This window comes from Bacillus sp. UNCCL81 (assembly GCF_900112535.1).
Taxonomy (GTDB): domain Bacteria; phylum Bacillota; class Bacilli; order Bacillales; family Bacillaceae_G; genus Gottfriedia; species Gottfriedia luciferensis_B.
Map to the genome: position 1 here is coordinate 547,910 of NZ_FOMF01000003.1, position 18,041 is coordinate 565,950.

Consider the following 18,041-nt stretch of genomic DNA (forward strand, 5'->3'; position numbering starts at 1 on the left):
AATGATATGAAGCGTGCTGAAATCATCGCAGTAGGTACTGAGCTACTTTTAGGCCAAATTGCAAATACAAATGCTCAATTTATAGCTAAACATTTATCTGCATTAGGATATCACCATCATTTCCAAACAGTTGTAGGAGACAATTCCGAACGACTTAAAAGTGCATTAGAAATTGCTTCATCAAGAAGTGATTTAATCATCTTAACTGGTGGACTTGGACCAACAAAGGATGATTTAACGAAAGAAGTAGTCGCAGAATTTGTTCAAGAATCACTTGTTTATCATGAACAATCACTAGAGTATATTGAACAATATTTTATTAAAGTAAATCGACCAATGACTGAAAATAATAAAAAACAAGCATTAGTCATTCATAACGCACATGTTTTATTGAATAAAAACGGTATGGCACCTGGAATGGTTTATGAAGTGAAAAATAAACAATTTGTATTATTACCAGGACCACCTAAAGAAATGATTCCGATGGTTGAGAAAGAACTAATTCCGTATTTTTTAAAAGGTAAGGAAGCAAGTACGATTATTTCGAAAGAGCTTAAATTTTTTGGCATCGGTGAATCGATTTTAGAAACTGAAATTCTTGATTTACTTGAAAATCAATCAAATCCAACAATTGCTCCTTTAGCGAGTGAGGGAGAAGTAATGCTTCGAGTTACTGCAAGTGCTAGTAATCAACAAGAGGCAGAAAAACTTATTGGACAAGCTGAAGAAAAAATACGTGAGCGCGTTGGGCAGTTTATATATGGTACAAATAATGAAAACTTATTTACAGTTTTATCAAGTAAGCTAAAAGATTTTAAACTGACTATTTCTGCTGCTGAAAGTTTAACTGGAGGTCTATTCAGTAAAAGACTGACAGATATTCCCGGGAACTCGTCCATTTTTAAAGGTAGTGTTGTTTGTTATTCTAATGAAATAAAACAAAATCTTTTAAATGTGCCAGCAGACATTCTTAATAAAAATGGTGCTGTAAGTGCAGAATGTGCAAAATCACTAGTTGAAAATATTCAAAGATTAACAGGCAGTAATATTTCAATTAGTTTTACTGGTGAGGCAGGACCGTCTACATTAGAAGATGTGCCGGTAGGGAAAGTATTTATCGGTATAAAAATTGGTGATTCTGATTCAATTGTAAAAGAGTTTCAATTCAGTGGCACTAGAGAACAAATCAGATTATCAAGTGTCAAAAATGGCGCGAACTTGTTGATTAAATTAATTAATTCAAGTTTCGAAAGTCAAGACTTATAAATTGAAATAGAATATTTTATAATATAAAAGCTCGGTTAATTTAGCCGAGTTTTTTAATTTTATAGTTTCGATATTAATAAAAATCTAGTTTTATAGACCAAAAAATACGAAACAAGCGTTTCTATTCTTTAAAAATTAAGTTTAAATACGAAAAATATCGAATAAACGTTCTATTTTTTTGTTGGCAAACGAACAAAAAACAGTTATTATGTAGTTAAGAGATAAATGAATCCTGAAGGAGGAATCTAAATGAGTGATCGTCAAGCTGCATTAGAAATGGCTTTAAAACAAATAGAAAAACAATTCGGTAAAGGTTCAATTATGAAACTTGGAGAACAAACAGAACGCCAAATTTCAACTATTTCTAGTGGATCGTTAGCACTAGATGTAGCATTAGGTGTAGGTGGATATCCAAGAGGACGTATTATCGAAGTATATGGTCCTGAAAGTTCAGGTAAAACAACTGTAGCATTACATGCAATCGCTGAAGTTCAAGCAAATGGAGGACAAGCGGCGTTTATAGATGCTGAGCATGCATTAGATCCGGTTTATGCTCAAAAATTAGGTGTAAACATTGATGAGTTATTATTATCTCAACCAGATACAGGTGAACAAGCACTTGAAATCGCTGAAGCATTAGTTCGAAGTGGTGCAATTGATATTATCGTAATTGATTCAGTAGCTGCATTAGTTCCAAAAGCTGAAATTGAAGGTGAGATGGGTGATGCTCACGTAGGTCTACAAGCACGATTAATGTCGCAAGCATTACGTAAACTTTCAGGTGCAATTAACAAGTCAAAAACGATCGCATTCTTCATTAACCAAATTCGTGAAAAAGTTGGAGTTATGTTTGGTAATCCTGAGACGACTCCAGGTGGACGTGCGTTAAAATTCTATTCTACAATTCGTTTAGAAGTACGTCGTGCTGAACAATTAAAACAAGGTAATGATATTGTGGGTAACAAAACAAAGATTAAAGTAGTTAAAAATAAAGTAGCACCACCATTTAGACAAGCAGAAGTAGACATTATGTATGGAGAAGGTATTTCTAAAGAAGGTGAAATTCTTGATATTGGAGCCGATTTAGATATCGTTCTTAAGAGTGGAGCATGGTATTCTTACAATGAAGAGCGTCTTGGACAAGGCCGTGAGAATGCTAAGCAATTCTTAAAAGAAAATAAAGAAATTCGTGATACGATTAAACAATCGATCCGTCTTCACCATGGTTTAGATAACCCTGTTACTGTAACAGAAACAGATGACGAAGAACAATTCTCTTTATTAAATGAGTAATCATAAGTTAGTTTAGAGCAATAAAAAATGCGGGCGCTTATTAAAAGTGCCTGCATTTTTTTATTTATAATTTCATGACTTTGATTTTTTTGAAATACAGAAAATAATTTCATCAATTTGAAAGAATTGATTCCAATAGAAGGATTCACCATCCCTATAAGAAATGCAAAGTGAGACCTTATTAGAATGACCATGAAGAGGCAAATAAAGTCATTCATGGTAAGTAGGTGTCTTGTATTAGAATAAGGCATACTTTTATGATCGGGGCTTATCAAAAAACAGACAATATCTATATTTTTTTTATATTTATGAGTAGTAATTTATAAAAGAGAAATTCGATCAAATAACTTACTAATCAGATCTTAAAAAAAAATTAATGAATAAAATTTAGATTCTCATGTATGAAATCTAGTAAAAATGTAATAAATATTGATAAATCAAGTAAGTAAGCGAGTTACAAGGCTTGACATCATTTGGTAAGAGATTTAATATTTAAGTGTATATTCTAAAAAAATATTACTATTTTGTGAAAAATTGAATTGAAGTGTGCTGTATGTTGATGCAATTATTTATACAATATAACAGCCGACAAAAATGAAACTAACTAAATAGCAAGAGGAGGTGAAATCATGGGTGCAAATACTATAATTTTGATCATCTTCGCATTGCTTGCCACATTCGGAGTCGGTTATGCTGTCGGATTTTTTGTCCGTAAGTCCATTGCAGAAGCTAAAATAAATGGCGCAACTAATCATGCAAATCAAATTATTGAAGATGCAAAACGTGATTCAGAAACAATTAAAAAAGAAGCTTTATTGGAAGCAAAGGACGAAATTTTCAAAATTCGTACAGATGCAGAGAACGAAATTCGAGACCGTCGTAGTGAACTACAAAAGTCAGAAAATCGTTTAATGCAAAAAGAAGAGAACTTAGATCGTAAAGATGATGGACTTTCAAAACGTGAGTCTGTTCTTGAAAGAAAAGAGGAATCTCTTGTTTTAAAACAACAGCAGATAGAAGAAATGGAAAGCAAGATAGAAGCATTAATTGCTGCTCAACAAGAAGAGTTAGAGAGAATTTCTAGCTTAAATCGTGAAGAAGCAAGACAATTAATACTTACTAAAGTCGAAAATGAATTATCCCATGAAACAGCAATACTAGTAAAAGAAACAGAAGCTCGAGCAAAAGAAGAAGCAGATAAGAAAGCAAAAGATATTTTATCATTAGCAATCCAGCGATGTGCTGCAGACCATGTTGCTGAAACAACTGTTTCAGTTGTAAATCTTCCAAATGATGAAATGAAAGGTCGTATTATTGGCCGTGAAGGACGAAATATACGTACTTTAGAAACGTTAACTGGTATAGATTTAATTATTGATGATACGCCTGAAGCTGTAATATTATCAGGTTTTGATCCAATTCGTCGTGAAACTGCACGAATTGCACTAGATAAATTAGTACAAGATGGTCGAATCCATCCTGCACGAATTGAAGAAATGGTTGAAAAATCAAGACGAGAAGTAGATGAGTACATACGTGAAGTCGGTGAACAAACTACTTTTGAAGTTGGTGTTCATGGAATTCACCCTGACTTAATTAAAATATTAGGTCGTCTGAAATTTAGAACTAGTTATGGTCAAAATGTGTTAAAGCATTCGATGGAAGTAGCGAACTTGGCTGGACTTATGGCTGCTGAACTTGGTGAGGATACAAAACTTGCAAAACGTGCAGGTTTACTTCACGATATTGGTAAAGCAATTGACCATGAGGTAGAAGGAAGTCACGTTGAAATCGGTGTTGAATTAGCAACGAAATATAAAGAACATCCAGTAGTTATCAATAGTATTGCATCACATCACGGGGATGCTGCGCCAACTTCAATTATTGCGGTTCTTGTAGCTGCTGCAGATGCTTTATCTGCTGCTAGACCGGGAGCACGTAGCGAAACATTAGAAAACTATATCCGTCGATTAGAAAAGCTTGAAGAGATTTCTGAATCATATGAAGGTGTAGAAAAATCATTCGCTATTCAAGCAGGTCGTGAAGTACGCATCATGGTAAAACCAGATACAATTGATGATTTACAAGCTCATAGATTAGCGAGAGACATTAGAAAGCGTATTGAAGATGAACTGGATTACCCAGGTCATATAAAAGTTACGGTTATTCGTGAAACTCGAGCTGTCGAGTATGCAAAATAAAGTGGTTTATGCCACTTTATTTTCTTTTTTGTAACAAAATAAAGTATTTTTAAAAATAGCTCCAACTAATACATATCTGAAATGAATCTTAGTTGAATGGCATAGATGAAGATTCAGATTGTGCTAGTAATGGGGCTTTTCGTATTTTTGGGTAATCTAAAAGTAAAATCAGTGCTGTGAATTAACAGTGGCAAGTTGGAAGGATGTAACGTAATGAGAATAATGTTTATAGGCGATGTAGTTGGTTCAAATGGTAGGGCAATGGTAAAGGCTAATATTCAAGCTTTAAAAAGGAAATATAATCCTTCAGTAACGATTATAAATGGTGAAAATGCAGCACATGGTAAAGGAATAACGGAAAAAATTTACCGCGAATTTTTAGAATTAGGTGCTCAAGCAGTAACACTTGGTAACCATGCATGGGATAAAAAGGATATTTTTGAATTTATTGATCAAGCAAAATACTTAGTTAGACCAGCTAATTTCCCTGAAGGTACACCTGGTAATGGATTAGTATTTTTAAATTTTAATGATGTTGAAATAGCCGTTATAAATTTACAAGGTAGAACATTTTTACCACCACTTGATTGTCCTTTTAAAAAAGCTGATGAGCTAATAAAAATCGCTAAAAAACGAACAAACATCATTTTTGTTGATTTTCATGCTGAAGCAACAAGTGAAAAAATTGCTATGGGCTGGTATTTGGATGGAAGAGTAACAGCGGTTGTTGGTACACATACACATGTTCAAACGGCTGATGAGCGAGTTTTACCTGCTGGTACAGCGTTTATTACAGATGTTGGAATGACAGGTCCATATGATGGAATTCTAGGTGTTACGAAAGAAGCTGTTATAAAAAAATTCCTAACGAACTTACCAGTGAGATTCGAAGTTGATGAAGGTAGAGGTCAGTTAAGTGGTGTAATTATCGAATTAGATAAACAAACTGGGCTAGCAAAATCAATAAAAAGAATACAAATAAATGATGATCATCAAGAGCTATAATATTAATTAAAAGAATTGTGAAAATTTTTAAAAAACTTTTAAATATTTGCAGGAATAACTTCTTGTTATCGAGAATAGTTTTTATTGTACACAATAATAGCTTTGTAAGTACAAGGAGGATCAGGAATGGAAATATTAAAAGTTTCAGCAAAGTCAAACCCTAATTCTGTAGCAGGAGCACTTGCAGGTGTATTGAGAGAGCGTGGTTCAGCAGAAATTCAAGCAATTGGTGCTGGCGCGTTAAACCAAGCTGTAAAAGCAGTTGCAATTGCAAGAGGATTCGTTGCACCAAGTGGTGTAGACCTTATTTGTATCCCTGCATTTACAGATATTCAAATCGATGGGGAAGAGCGTACAGCGATAAAATTAATCGTAGAGCCTCGTTAATAATAACAACCTGTTAGCCTAAAGCGACAGGTTGTTTTATTTTTAATTCAAGGAAGAGTAAGTGTTAGCGAGTCAGATTACGCAAATTTGAAATTAAAAGGTGGACAAAACTTTAGCTCCAACTTGAAAGCTCGTTTAGTCGACGAGTTTTTTTGCGTATAATTATTACTTTTATTATTGGATTTATTAATATGATACACTAATTTTAATAGTCAAAAAAATAGGAGGGTGTTAATTTATGAAAGTTTTTGATGCTCATTGTGATGTATTGATGAAATTACTAGAAAAGCCTTCGATCAATTTTGAAAATGATGATTCCTTACAAGTTTCAGTTAATCGATTAAAACAAGGGAATAGTAAAATACAATGTTATGCGATTTATATTCCTGAAAGTATACATAAACTAATCAAATTTGATGCAGCTCTTCAATGTGTAACACTTTTTTATGAAAAAGTAGCAACAGAAAATAATAATATAAAAGTTATTCGAACAAAAGAAGATGAAGTTGGATTAAAAAGTCACGAAATGGGTGCTATTTTGACGCTAGAGGGCTGTGATGCACTTTTAGGTGATATTAATCGGTTAAAGATATTACATCGTCTAGGGGTACGTAGTGTCGGTCTAGTATGGAATTATGCAAATGAAGCTGCGGATGGAATTCTTGAGGAAAGAAATGGGGGGTTAACTAATTTTGGAAGAAGTGTAGTTCATTACTTAAATGAGCATAATATGTGGTGTGATCTTTCTCATTGTACTGAAGCCGCGTTTTGGGATGCATTTGAACAAGCAAAATATCCAACTGCGACTCATTCAAATGCTAAAGCGATTTGTAAACATCCAAGAAATTTAAATGATGAACAGCTAAAGGCTATGTTTAATAGAGGAGCAATAGTCGGGATTAATTTCTATCCTACTTTTTTAGTTGATGAAGGTGTCGCAAATATTTCAGATATTCTTAAACATATCGATTATATGTGCTCTCTAGGTGGAGAAAAATTTATCGCGATGGGATCAGATTTTGATGGAATCGATACTCATCCAACAAATTTACATCACGTAGGTCTTTATCAAAATTTAACAAATGAATTGCTTAAACACTATACAGAACAGCAGGTTAAAGGCTTTATGTATGAGAATTATTCATCATATATACATTACAAATAACACGTTACTTGTTCAGAATAATAAAAATATAAAAATTAAAGGAATAATTTCTTTCAAAATCATTGATTTTTTTGATTAATAGGTCTAGAATTGAAAGCGAATTAACTCATATCAAAAGATATGTTTTAAATCGCTTTCATTCTTTTATAAAAAATGAATGATATGCAAAAAAATTATCCATTTATAATTTAATTTATTACGAATGAGGGCATTCAAAGGGGTGTAGGAAATGATTGAACAACTTTCGTGGAAAGTTGGAGGACAACAGGGTGAAGGTATCGAAAGTACAGGTGAGATTTTTGCAATTGCGCTAAACCGTTTAGGTTACTACTTATACGGATATCGTCATTTCTCTTCTCGTATTAAAGGTGGTCACACTAATAACAAAATTCGTGTAAGTACAACTGAAGTTCGTGCAATTTCAGATGACTTAGATATTTTAGTAGCATTTGACCAAGAAACAATCGATGTAAACTTTTATGAATTACGCAAAGGCGGTATCGTAATTGCTGATGCTAAATTTAATCCGACAATTCCAGATTCAACTGACGTAACACTTTATTCAATTCCATTTACAGAATTAGCAACTGAACTAGGTACTTCATTAATGAAAAACATGGTTGCAGTTGGAGCTTCAAGTGCAATTTTAGGTCTATCAATTGAAGTGTTCAGAGAAGTTGTAGATGAAATTTTTGGTAAAAAAGGTCAACAAATTGTTGAGAAAAACATAGAAGCAATCGCACGTGGAGCAGAAGAAATGAGAGAAATGCTTGGCGTGAATGTAAATAAAATGCAATTATCAGAAGCTGATGGTAAAAAACGTATGTTCCTAATCGGTAACGATGCAATCGCAATGGGTGCATTAGCAGGTGGTTCTCGTTTTATGGCAGCGTATCCAATTACGCCAGCATCTGAAATTATGGAATACTTAATCAAAAAATTACCTCAGTATGGTGGAGCAGTTATTCAAACTGAAGACGAAATTGCTGCATGTACAATGGCAATCGGTGCTAACTATGCTGGTGTTCGTACATTAACATCATCTGCAGGTCCTGGTCTTTCATTAATGATGGAAGCAATCGGTCTTTCTGGTATGACTGAGGTTCCTTTAGTAATCGTTGATACTCAACGTGGTGGTCCAAGTACTGGTCTTCCAACTAAACAAGAGCAATCAGACTTAATGGCTATGATCTACGGAACTCACGGTGAAATTCCGAAAGTAGTAATCGCTCCAAGTACAGTAGAAGAAGGATTCTACGATATGGTGGAAGCGTTTAACGTAGCTGAAGAATTCCAAGTACCTGTAATCGTAATTACTGACTTACAACTTTCTTTAGGTAAACAAACTGTTGAGCCACTTCAATTTGAAAAAGTACAAATTCGCCGTGGTAAGTTTGATTACAAACAAGAATTACCTGTATCTGAAAACAAAGAGTACTTCAAACGTTATGAAGTGACTGAAGATGGCGTTTCTCCTCGTGTAGTACCAGGTATGAAAGGTGGAATTCACCACGTAACTGGTGTTGAGCATGATGAAATGGGTAAACCATCAGAATCACCAATTAACCGTAATCAACAAATGGATAAACGTATGCGTAAATTAAATAACCTAAAATTCCCTAACCCAGTGTTAGTGAACTCTAAACACGAAGATGCTGATGTATTACTAGTTGGTTTCAACTCAACTCGTGGTGCGATTGAAGAAGCAATGGTTCGTTTAGAGCAAGATGGTATCAAAGTTAACCATGCTCATATCCGTCTAATTCACCCATTCCCAACAAACGAATTAATGCCTGAGCTTAAAAAAGCTAAGCGTGTAATCGTTGTTGAAAATAATGCTACTGGTCAATTAGCAAGCATTATCAAAATGAATTGTGGTCATGCAGAAAAGATTTCAAGCTTACTAAAATATGATGGAAATCCTTTCTTACCAAAAGAAATTTACAATACTTGCAAGGAAGGAGTTGTTCTAAATGGCAACATTTAAAGAATTTCGTAATAATATTAAACCAAACTGGTGCCCAGGATGTGGAGACTTCTCTGTACAAGCATCTATTCAACGTGCAGCAGCAAATGTTGGTTTAGAACCTGATAACCTTGCAGTAATTTCTGGTATTGGATGTTCTGGTCGTATTTCTGGATATATTAACTCTTACGGTTTACATGGTATCCATGGTCGTTCACTTCCAATTGCACAAGGTGTAAAAATGGCTAACCGTGATCTAACTGTTATCGCTTCTGGTGGTGACGGTGATGGATTCGCTATCGGTTTAGGTCATACAATCCATGCAATTCGTCGTAACATCGACATTACGTATATCGTTATGGACAACCAAATCTATGGTCTAACAAAAGGTCAAACATCACCTCGTAGTGATGTAGGATTCAAAACTAAGAGTACGCCACAAGGTTCTGTTGAATCTGCACTTTCAGTAATGGAAATGGCATTAACAGCTGGTGGAACATTCGTAGCTCAAAGTTTCTCAAGTGATTTAAAAGAATTAACTTCATTAATTGAGCAAGGTATTAACCACAAAGGTTTCTCTTTAATTAACGTATTCAGCCCATGTGTAACTTACAATAAAGTAAACACATATGACTGGTTTAAAGAAAATCTTGTTAAACTTTCTGATGTTGAAGGATATGATCCATCAAACAAAGAAATGGCTATGCAAACATTAATGCAAAATAAAGGTTTAGTAACTGGTCTTATCTACCAAAACAAAGAGCAAAAATCATACCAACAATTAATTTCTGGATACAGTGAAGAACCATTAGTTGAATCAGAACTTCAATTAGAAAAAGCACAATTCGAAAAATTAGTTGCTGAATTCATGTAATAAAAAGAAAAACTCCTCATTTTTTGAGGAGTTTTTTTTATTTTAGATATGGACAATCATGACAATCTATTATGAAGGATACTGCCATTTGATGTTGAAGTAATTTGTAGTTAGGAGTGTTTTGATGATGAATATAAAAATAAGAAGACCGATAATAGAAGACATTAAAGAATTAAATCAATTTTTTAAAATAGTGATTACAGATACTTTTACAAAAGAAGGTATTAGCAATCAAGTGGAAAGTATGAAGGAAGAAATCAAAACAAAAGGAATTTATCTAGAAAATGATTTTGAAAGTAATGGTGAAGAACGATATTTTTTGATTGCGTTAAATAACGAAAAGATTATTGGTTCGATTGAATATGGTCCAGCTAGTGATCTTATTTTAAATTGTACAAACAATGAACTAAAAGGGCTACCTGAGGTCGGTACTGTATTTGTACATCCAGACTATCAAAAAAATGGAATAGGAAATTTATTATTAAAGAATATGTTCGTTACTTTACACAATAAAGGGATAGAAAAATTTTGTTTAGATAGTGGCTATTGTAATGCCCAAAAAATCTGGAAAAAGAAATTTGGCGAACCTGATTATTTATTAAAGGACTATTGGGATAAGGGATCTGATCATATGATTTGGAAAATTAAAGTCAGCGATAGATTAAAATAGCAATTTTTCAGGTTTTATTTGCAAACCACTGTTTAATTACCAATTTCATCATTTGTTTTTACAGAAGAACCCTTTATTTGGCATTCCAAAACTCTTATTTGCAGCCTAGTCATTATTTATCACTTCTGTTTATAAATCTACAGTTTTATCAACATTTAAAGATTCTCTAAGAATACCATATTAAAAAATGGAGGGTTCCAATTTTGGAGACCCTCCATTTTCTAATAACAAAGTAACACTAAATTGAATTCTTAAATTAAAAAATAGGCAAATAAAGGAAATCGCTTGATATTATCGAATTTCTTAATTAGAAATAATAGAAAGGAGAAAAATTTTGTTATCCTCACTCGTACCTGCTTTAATTACGTTTATTTTGGTAAGTATTCTTTCACCTTTTTTAATTGCTACGTTAAGAAGATTGAAGTTGACTCAACCTATTAGAGCGGAATTACCAGCTGAACACCATAATAAAAAAGGAACTCCTTTAATGCTGGGAAGTATATTTTTGATAGGTATTTTAGTAGCTTTCGTTAATTATTCAAGTCCACTTATGCTTTTTTTAGTTGGAACTTTTATTTTATTCAGTGTTGTTGGTTTTCTTGATGACTTTTGGAAAGCATCAAAACAGGATCCAGGAGGAATATCAGCTAAAACAAAACTAGTTTTTCAATTTTCATTTACTATTTTTTTACTTATTGTTTTAATTAATTTTTTTGAAGTAGACACAACCTTTCGGATTACCGATTTGTTAAGTATCTTTTTACCATTATGGGTTTATTTGGCCTTAATCACTTTATTTATTGTAGGATCAGCTAATGCTATTAACTTTACTGACGGGATGGACGGACTGCTTGGTATGGTATCAATCCCTACCTTCTTTTTCTTTTTTCTGATTTCAGATCATATTGAAGTGAAAATTTTTAGTCTCATAATGATCGCTAGTTTAGCTGGTTTTTTAATTTATAACTTATATCCAGCTAAGGCTTTTATGGGCGACACAGGTTCGATGGCAATCGGAGGTTCGTTATCATTTTTAGCGATAATTGAAAAAGTAGAGATCTTAATTCCAATGTTGTTTTTTATTTATTTAGCTGAACAGTTTTCCGTTATTTTTCAAGTTTTCTACTTTAAAAGAACAAGAAAAAGATTATTTCTAATGGCACCTATACATTTTCATTATGGAATTAAATATGGTTGGTCAGAAAATGTCATTGTCATGAATTTTACGATTGTTTCTTGGACAGGATGTTTCTTAAGCTACTTATATTTTTATTTTTTTATGTAAATTATGAACTCAATGAATTTAAGAGGATCCTTTGATGGATTCTCTTTTTATGTTGAAAAAGGTGTTTTTTAGGTTTAGAGAGGGCTCGAGATACGGTTCTAAAAGTGAGGACCATATAACCTGAATCAACATTCTTCAATCAATCATTAAAGCGCTTTATTCTTTTAAAGAATTGTTTTTATAATAATGGATAAAATTATTCAAATATACTAGTATTATCAGCTTTCTTTTTTGCCTAACGCACATTGTATATTGTAGAATAACGTTATATACTTAAGTAATGTGTGGACGCTCGAGAAGAAAGGAGATTGTTTCATGAATGAACAACAACGCCTTCAAGGCACTAATATAAATAATTCAAAAGATAAAAATGATAAAGATTATAGTAAATATTTTGAAAAAGTTTACCAAGCTCCATCTTTAGCTGATGCAAAGCGTCGAGGTAAAGAAGAAGTTACGTATGATCGTGGTTTCGAAATTCCTGAAGAAATGAGAAATTCAGGTGTAGGTAAAAAATTCTTAATCCGTACATATGGCTGCCAAATGAATGAACATGACACAGAAGTTATGGCAGGTATTTTAACGACGATGGGTTATGAAGTAGCTACATCAGTTGAAGATGCTGATATTATTCTATTAAATACATGTGCTATTCGAGAAAATGCTGAAAATAAAGTGTTTGGTGAAATTGGTCACTTAAAACCGTTAAAACTTCAAAGACCAGATCTATTAATCGGTATTTGTGGTTGTATGTCTCAAGAAGAAGCAGTTGTTAATCGAATCTTACAAAAACATTCATTTATAGATATGGTATTTGGTACACATAATATTCATAGATTACCATTTATTATTCAAGAAGCGATGTTTAGTAAAGAAATGGTGATTGAAGTATGGTCAAAAGAAGGGGATGTAATTGAGAACCTTCCAAAAGTACGTCGTGGAGAAATTAAAGCATGGGTTAATATTATGTATGGCTGTGATAAATTCTGTACGTACTGTATTGTTCCTTACACACGTGGTAAAGAACGTAGTCGTCAGCCAGAGGATATCATCAATGAAGTACGTGAATTAGCTAGACTGGGCTATAAAGAAGTTACTTTATTAGGTCAAAATGTTAATGCTTATGGTAAAGACTTAGATGATGGTAAATATGGATTAGGTCATTTAATGGATGAAATCCGTAAAATTGGTATCCCGCGTGTTCGTTTTACAACAAGTCATCCACGTGATTTTGATGATCATTTAATAGAAGTATTAGCAAAAGGTGGCAACTTAATGCCACATATTCACTTACCAGTTCAATCTGGTAGCTCTGAAGTTCTAAAACTAATGTCACGTAAATATGATCGTGAACAATATTTAGAACTTGTAAGAAAATTAAAAACAGCAATGCCACAAATTTCATTTACAACAGATATCATTGTTGGATTTCCAAATGAAACGGATGAGCAATTCGAAGAAACAATGACATTATATGAAGAAGTTGGTTTTGATTTAGCATTTACTTTCATTTATTCACCACGTGAAGGTACACCAGCTGCAAAAATGGTAGATAATGTACCAGAAAGTGTGAAAAAGGAAAGATTACAACGACTTAACAATCTTGTAAATGAAAAATCTGCTGAATTCAATAAACGTTTTGAAGGTCAAATACTTGATGTATTAGTTGAAGGAGAAAGTAAGAAGAACCCTGATGTACTTGCTGGGTATACTCCTTATAATAAACTTGTAAACTTTAGAGGTCCTAAATCAATCGTTGGTCAAATTGTAAAAGTAAAAGTTACAAAAGCTAAAACATGGTCATTAGATGGAGAATTAGTAGAAGAAACAGTAGAGGTGCTATAATGGGAAAATATACAAAAACGGATATCGTTGAACGTGCAAAAGAATTAGCAGTAATGATTTCTGAAACAGAAGAAGTAGACTTTTTTAAACGTGCTGAAGCGCAAATTAACGAGAGTGAAACTGTAAGAGCTTATATTGAAGAAATTAAGTCATTACAAAAACAAGCAGTTAATTTAGAGCACTGGGGTAAGAAAGAAGCACTAAAAAAAGTTGAACAAGAGCTTGATGAATTAAACGAAAAACTAGAAACAATTCCAGTTGTACAAGAATTTCAATCTTCTCAAGTAGAAGTTAATGACTTACTTCAATTAATCGCTCACACGATCTCAAATGGTGTGACAGACGAAATCATTAAGTCAACAGGCGGTAACTTATTAAGTGGTGAGACAGGTTCAAAAGTAGAACATGGGCCGGATGCTTGCAAAACAGATAGCTGCAGCCATTAATAAAAAAGACTCAAGGAAGCAAATAATTTTGCTGCTTGAGTCTTTTTTTTATATAAAGCTAATAAAGTAATTACTAAATAGCCTTAATATCATAATTTTTATGTTTATTTTTTAAATTCTTCAATTTAGAGTCAACTTTATTAGGCTGTCGTCATACAATTTATCATCACATGTTTTTTTAACTTGTATAAAAGAATTTTCATGTCATTAACACATTCCGCATATGTCACGCATAGAATGAAATGAAAATGGAACGAGGAGGGTCACACCTATGTCTGAACGCGAACATAGAGAGATTATAACGAAGGCAGTCGTAGGAAGAGGCAAGAAATATAACAAAGTCACACATACAATCACACCAAATCATACTCCATCAAGTATTTTAGGCTGCTGGGTTATTAACCATGTATATGATGCAAAAAAATGTAAGGATGGAGTAGAAGTATCTGGTAAATATGATATTAATATTTGGTACTCCTATGGTGACAATACGAAAACAGAAGTTGTTCCTGAGTCTGTTAAGTATACTGAAGTAGTAAAGTTAAGACACAGAGATGAAAACTTTACTGGCGAAGATTGTGAAGTGATTGCTAGATCATTAAAACATCCAAATTGTTTAGATGCAATTATTTCTCCAAATGGAAATCGATTTATTGTAACAGTAGAGAAAGAAGTATTAGTTGAAGTTGTAGGTGAAACGAAAATTGTCGTACTTGTTGCACCGCATGGTGTACACGACGATGACGAGTTCTTTGATGTAGATGATGAGTTTGAAGATTTAGATCCAGATTTTGTTTTAGAAGGCGAAGAAGAGTAAGTTAGGCTAGGAAGGTGATACTTCCTAGCTTTTTTATTTTATAAATAATTTCAACTTTACAATCAATCGAAAGTTTTCTTTTTCTTAACTTTCGAACTTTCTAAGCCTTTTTGCAAAATGTGATATAATATGCGAAGAATGTTTTTTGATGGAGAGGATAGAAATGGCAACTTATACGCCAATGATTGAGCAATATTTAAATATAAAGAAAAATTACCAAGATGCATTTTTGTTTTTTAGACTTGGTGATTTTTATGAAATGTTTTTTGAGGATGCCATAAAGGCATCTCAAGTTTTAGAAATTACGTTAACCGGTCGAGCAGGAGGAACTGATGAACGAATTCCAATGTGTGGAGTACCATTCCATTCTGCAGCTGGATATATAGAACAATTAGTTGAAAAAGGATATAAAGTAGCTATTTGTGAACAAGTTGAAGATCCAACGGTCGCAAAAGGAGTAGTTCGAAGAGAGGTTGTTCAACTGATTACTCCAGGGACGCAAATGGAGGGTAGATCGATTGATGAAAAGCAAAATCATTATATCTCAACATTATCAGAAGTAACACCAAGTTCATATGCTTTAGCTTGGATTGATTTGACGACTGGTGAGGGGAATGCTTTATTACTTAGTGGTTCAATTGAAGAAGCAGTTTTAAAAATCGCAGCAACTGGTACTAAAGAAGTTGTTGTAAATGAAGATATTTCATCTAAAGCGATTCAAACACTAGAAAAAAGTTTTTCAATTACCGTTTCATTTGAGGAAAATGTTCATTTATCAGATGAGTTTAAAAATGTTGTAAAATCAATTGATCAAACTAGTTTAAAAACTACTGCCGCAAGATTATTAAATTATTTATCGAGAACACAAAAACGAACACTTTCTCATCTTCAAGAAATAGTCGTTATTCATCAACATGATTTTTTAAACATGGACATGTATTCGATGAGAAATCTTGAATTAGTTGAAACACAACGTTCAAAAAACAAACAAGGTTCTTTAAATTGGTTATTAGATGAAACGAAAACGGCGATGGGTGGACGTTTACTAAAAAAATGGATTCAACGTCCACTAGTAAGTACTAAACAGATTGAACATCGTTTGACGATTGTAGAATTGTTAATGGAAAATTATTTTATCCGTGAAGACCTGAAGGAATTATTAAAAGATGTATATGATTTAGAGCGCTTAGCTGGGAAAGTCTCATTTGGTAATGTAAATGCAAGAGATTTATTACAATTAAAACGTTCACTTCAAACGGTACCTTCAATTATTCATGCTTTAAAATCAATTAGTCATGAAACGATAGATGAATTAATTAATCAAATCGATCCGTGTGAAGAGCTTCAAATGCTTTTAGAGAATGCAATTTTAGAAGATGCGCCTTTATCAATTAAAGAAGGAAACATTATAAAAGATGGCTTTCATAAAACATTAGATGAATATCGATTCGTTAGTAAGAACGGTAAAAATTGGCTAATGGAATTAGAGCAAAGAGAAAGAGAAATTACGGGGATTAAGAACTTAAAAATTGGCTATAATCGAATCTTCGGCTACTTTATCGAAGTGACTAGATCAAATATTAGTCAAGTACCAGAAGGTCGTTACGAACGTAAACAAACATTAGCGAATGCAGAACGCTTTATTACTGAAGAACTAAAAGAAAAAGAAACAATGATTCTTGAAGCTGAAGAAAAAATGATTGGCTTGGAATATGAGTTATTTATTTCAATTCGAGAACAAGTAAAACAATATTTATCTAGACTTCAAACATTAGGACAAGTAATTAGTCAAATTGACGTTTTACAAAGTTTTTCTGTAGTAAGTGAAAAAAATGGATATGTTAGACCTGCATTCACGGAGGAAAGAGAATATATCGTGAAGAATGGAAGACATCCAGTAGTTGAAAAGGTACTACTAGGTTCCGAATATATTCCGAATGATACTAATTTCGATGTTGAGACTCATCAATTTTTAATTACAGGACCTAACATGGCTGGTAAAAGTACGTATATGAAACAAGTTGCGCTAATAAGTATATTGGCTCAAATTGGATGCTATGTACCTGCTGAATATGCGAAATTACCTATTTTTGATCAAATATTTACTAGAATTGGGGCAGCAGATGATTTAATTTCTGGACAGAGTACATTTATGGTCGAAATGTTAGAAGCTAATTATGCAATCACAAATGCAACTGAAAAAAGTTTAATTTTATTTGATGAAATTGGTAGAGGAACATCAACATATGATGGAATGGCCTTAGCACAAGCCATGATTGAATATATACATGATCATATCGGAGCAAAAACGCTTTTTTCTACTCACTACCATGAATTGACGGTATTAGCTAATCAACTTAAGTTTTTGAAAAATATTCACGTTGCAGCAAAAGAGCAAGATGGAAAAGTATTATTCCTTCATAAAATCTTTGAAGGCGCAGCGGATCAAAGCTATGGTATCCACGTTGCCGAATTAGCAAACCTTCCAAAAGATGTAATCAGTCGGGCAAAAGAATTATTAAATGATTTAGAATCAAATAGTCATTCCTATGTTAAAGAGGGAATTGAAAATACAGAAAAAGAGATTGTAACTATTCAAGTACCGAAAAAAGAAATTGTTCAAACGACCAACAAAGAGGATGCTGAATCTCAGTTAAGCTTATTTGACGATCATCAACCGGTGGTTAAAGAAGTTGTTAAAAACCATCCTGTCATTGATCAATTAAAAGGAATAAATATACTAGAATTAAATCCTATGGAAGCATTTAATTTATTATATGAACTTCAAAAGCAAGTTAAAAAATAAAAGAAGGCCAAATGG

14 protein-coding genes are annotated in these 18,041 nt (G+C 33.0%); all 14 read left to right on the top strand.

The annotated features are described in order from the left end of the window. The first annotated feature begins 6 nt into the window (after positions 1–6). The 14 genes from BM319_RS08420 to mutS all read left to right on the top strand — a co-directional run bounded on the left by BM319_RS08420 (position 7) and on the right by mutS (position 18,026). Positions 7–1,266 carry a competence/damage-inducible protein A gene (locus BM319_RS08420; RefSeq protein ID WP_025568775.1) on the top strand — a complete coding sequence of 420 codons (1,260 nt, stop codon included), beginning with the start codon at positions 7–9 and terminating at the stop codon, positions 1,264–1,266. Between the two features lie 249 nt (positions 1,267–1,515). Further along, positions 1,516–2,559, top strand: coding sequence for a recombinase RecA (recA, locus tag BM319_RS08425; protein ID WP_025568776.1), 1,044 nt, complete (start codon positions 1,516–1,518; stop codon positions 2,557–2,559). Between the two features lie 629 nt (positions 2,560–3,188). Beyond that, the gene (rny, locus tag BM319_RS08430; RefSeq protein WP_069034493.1) at positions 3,189–4,760 is read left to right on the top strand and encodes a ribonuclease Y; all 1,572 of its coding nucleotides are present in this window, start codon (positions 3,189–3,191) and stop codon (positions 4,758–4,760) included. 213 nt (positions 4,761–4,973) lie between these two features. After that, positions 4,974–5,765, top strand: coding sequence for a 2',3'-cyclic-nucleotide 2'-phosphodiesterase (gene ymdB, locus BM319_RS08435; RefSeq protein WP_069034492.1), 792 nt, complete (start codon positions 4,974–4,976; stop codon positions 5,763–5,765). A gap of 126 nt (positions 5,766–5,891) precedes the next feature. Next, positions 5,892–6,152 carry a stage V sporulation protein SpoVS gene (gene spoVS, locus BM319_RS08440; protein ID WP_044893696.1) on the top strand — a complete coding sequence of 87 codons (261 nt, stop codon included), beginning with the start codon at positions 5,892–5,894 and terminating at the stop codon, positions 6,150–6,152. A 238-nt stretch (positions 6,153–6,390) separates the two neighbouring features. Beyond that, positions 6,391–7,317, top strand: coding sequence for a dipeptidase (locus tag BM319_RS08445; RefSeq protein ID WP_069034491.1), 927 nt, complete (start codon positions 6,391–6,393; stop codon positions 7,315–7,317). A gap of 229 nt (positions 7,318–7,546) precedes the next feature. Beyond that, a complete protein-coding gene (locus tag BM319_RS08450; RefSeq protein WP_069034490.1) occupies positions 7,547–9,304 on the top strand; it encodes a 2-oxoacid:acceptor oxidoreductase subunit alpha in 1,758 nt (585 codons plus the stop codon). After that, positions 9,291–10,157: a 2-oxoacid:ferredoxin oxidoreductase subunit beta gene (locus BM319_RS08455; protein WP_069034489.1), complete on the top strand. Its 867-nt coding sequence runs from the start codon at positions 9,291–9,293 to the stop codon at positions 10,155–10,157. The genes BM319_RS08450 and BM319_RS08455 overlap by 14 nt, the downstream gene beginning before the upstream one ends. A gap of 124 nt (positions 10,158–10,281) precedes the next feature. Further along, complete coding sequence (locus BM319_RS08460) at positions 10,282–10,827, top strand: GNAT family N-acetyltransferase (protein WP_091022158.1); 546 nt, start codon at positions 10,282–10,284, stop codon at positions 10,825–10,827. Between the two features lie 334 nt (positions 10,828–11,161). Further along, positions 11,162–12,112, top strand: coding sequence for a phospho-N-acetylmuramoyl-pentapeptide-transferase (gene mraY, locus BM319_RS08465; protein WP_091022160.1), 951 nt, complete (start codon positions 11,162–11,164; stop codon positions 12,110–12,112). Between the two features lie 315 nt (positions 12,113–12,427). Continuing rightward, entirely contained in the window at positions 12,428–13,957 is a 1,530-nt protein-coding gene (gene miaB, locus BM319_RS08470; RefSeq protein ID WP_069034485.1) for a tRNA (N6-isopentenyl adenosine(37)-C2)-methylthiotransferase MiaB, read from the top strand. Beyond that, entirely contained in the window at positions 13,957–14,403 is a 447-nt protein-coding gene (locus BM319_RS08475; RefSeq protein ID WP_069034484.1) for a YlbF/YmcA family competence regulator, read from the top strand. The genes miaB and BM319_RS08475 overlap by 1 nt, the downstream gene beginning before the upstream one ends. A 271-nt stretch (positions 14,404–14,674) precedes the next feature. After that, positions 14,675–15,220: an outer spore coat protein CotE gene (cotE, locus tag BM319_RS08480; RefSeq protein WP_069034483.1), complete on the top strand. Its 546-nt coding sequence runs from the start codon at positions 14,675–14,677 to the stop codon at positions 15,218–15,220. Between the two features lie 163 nt (positions 15,221–15,383). Then, on the top strand, positions 15,384–18,026 hold the full coding sequence (gene mutS, locus BM319_RS08485; RefSeq protein ID WP_091022162.1) for a DNA mismatch repair protein MutS: 2,643 nt from the start codon (positions 15,384–15,386) through the stop codon (positions 18,024–18,026). The last annotated feature ends 15 nt before the right edge of the window (positions 18,027–18,041 follow it).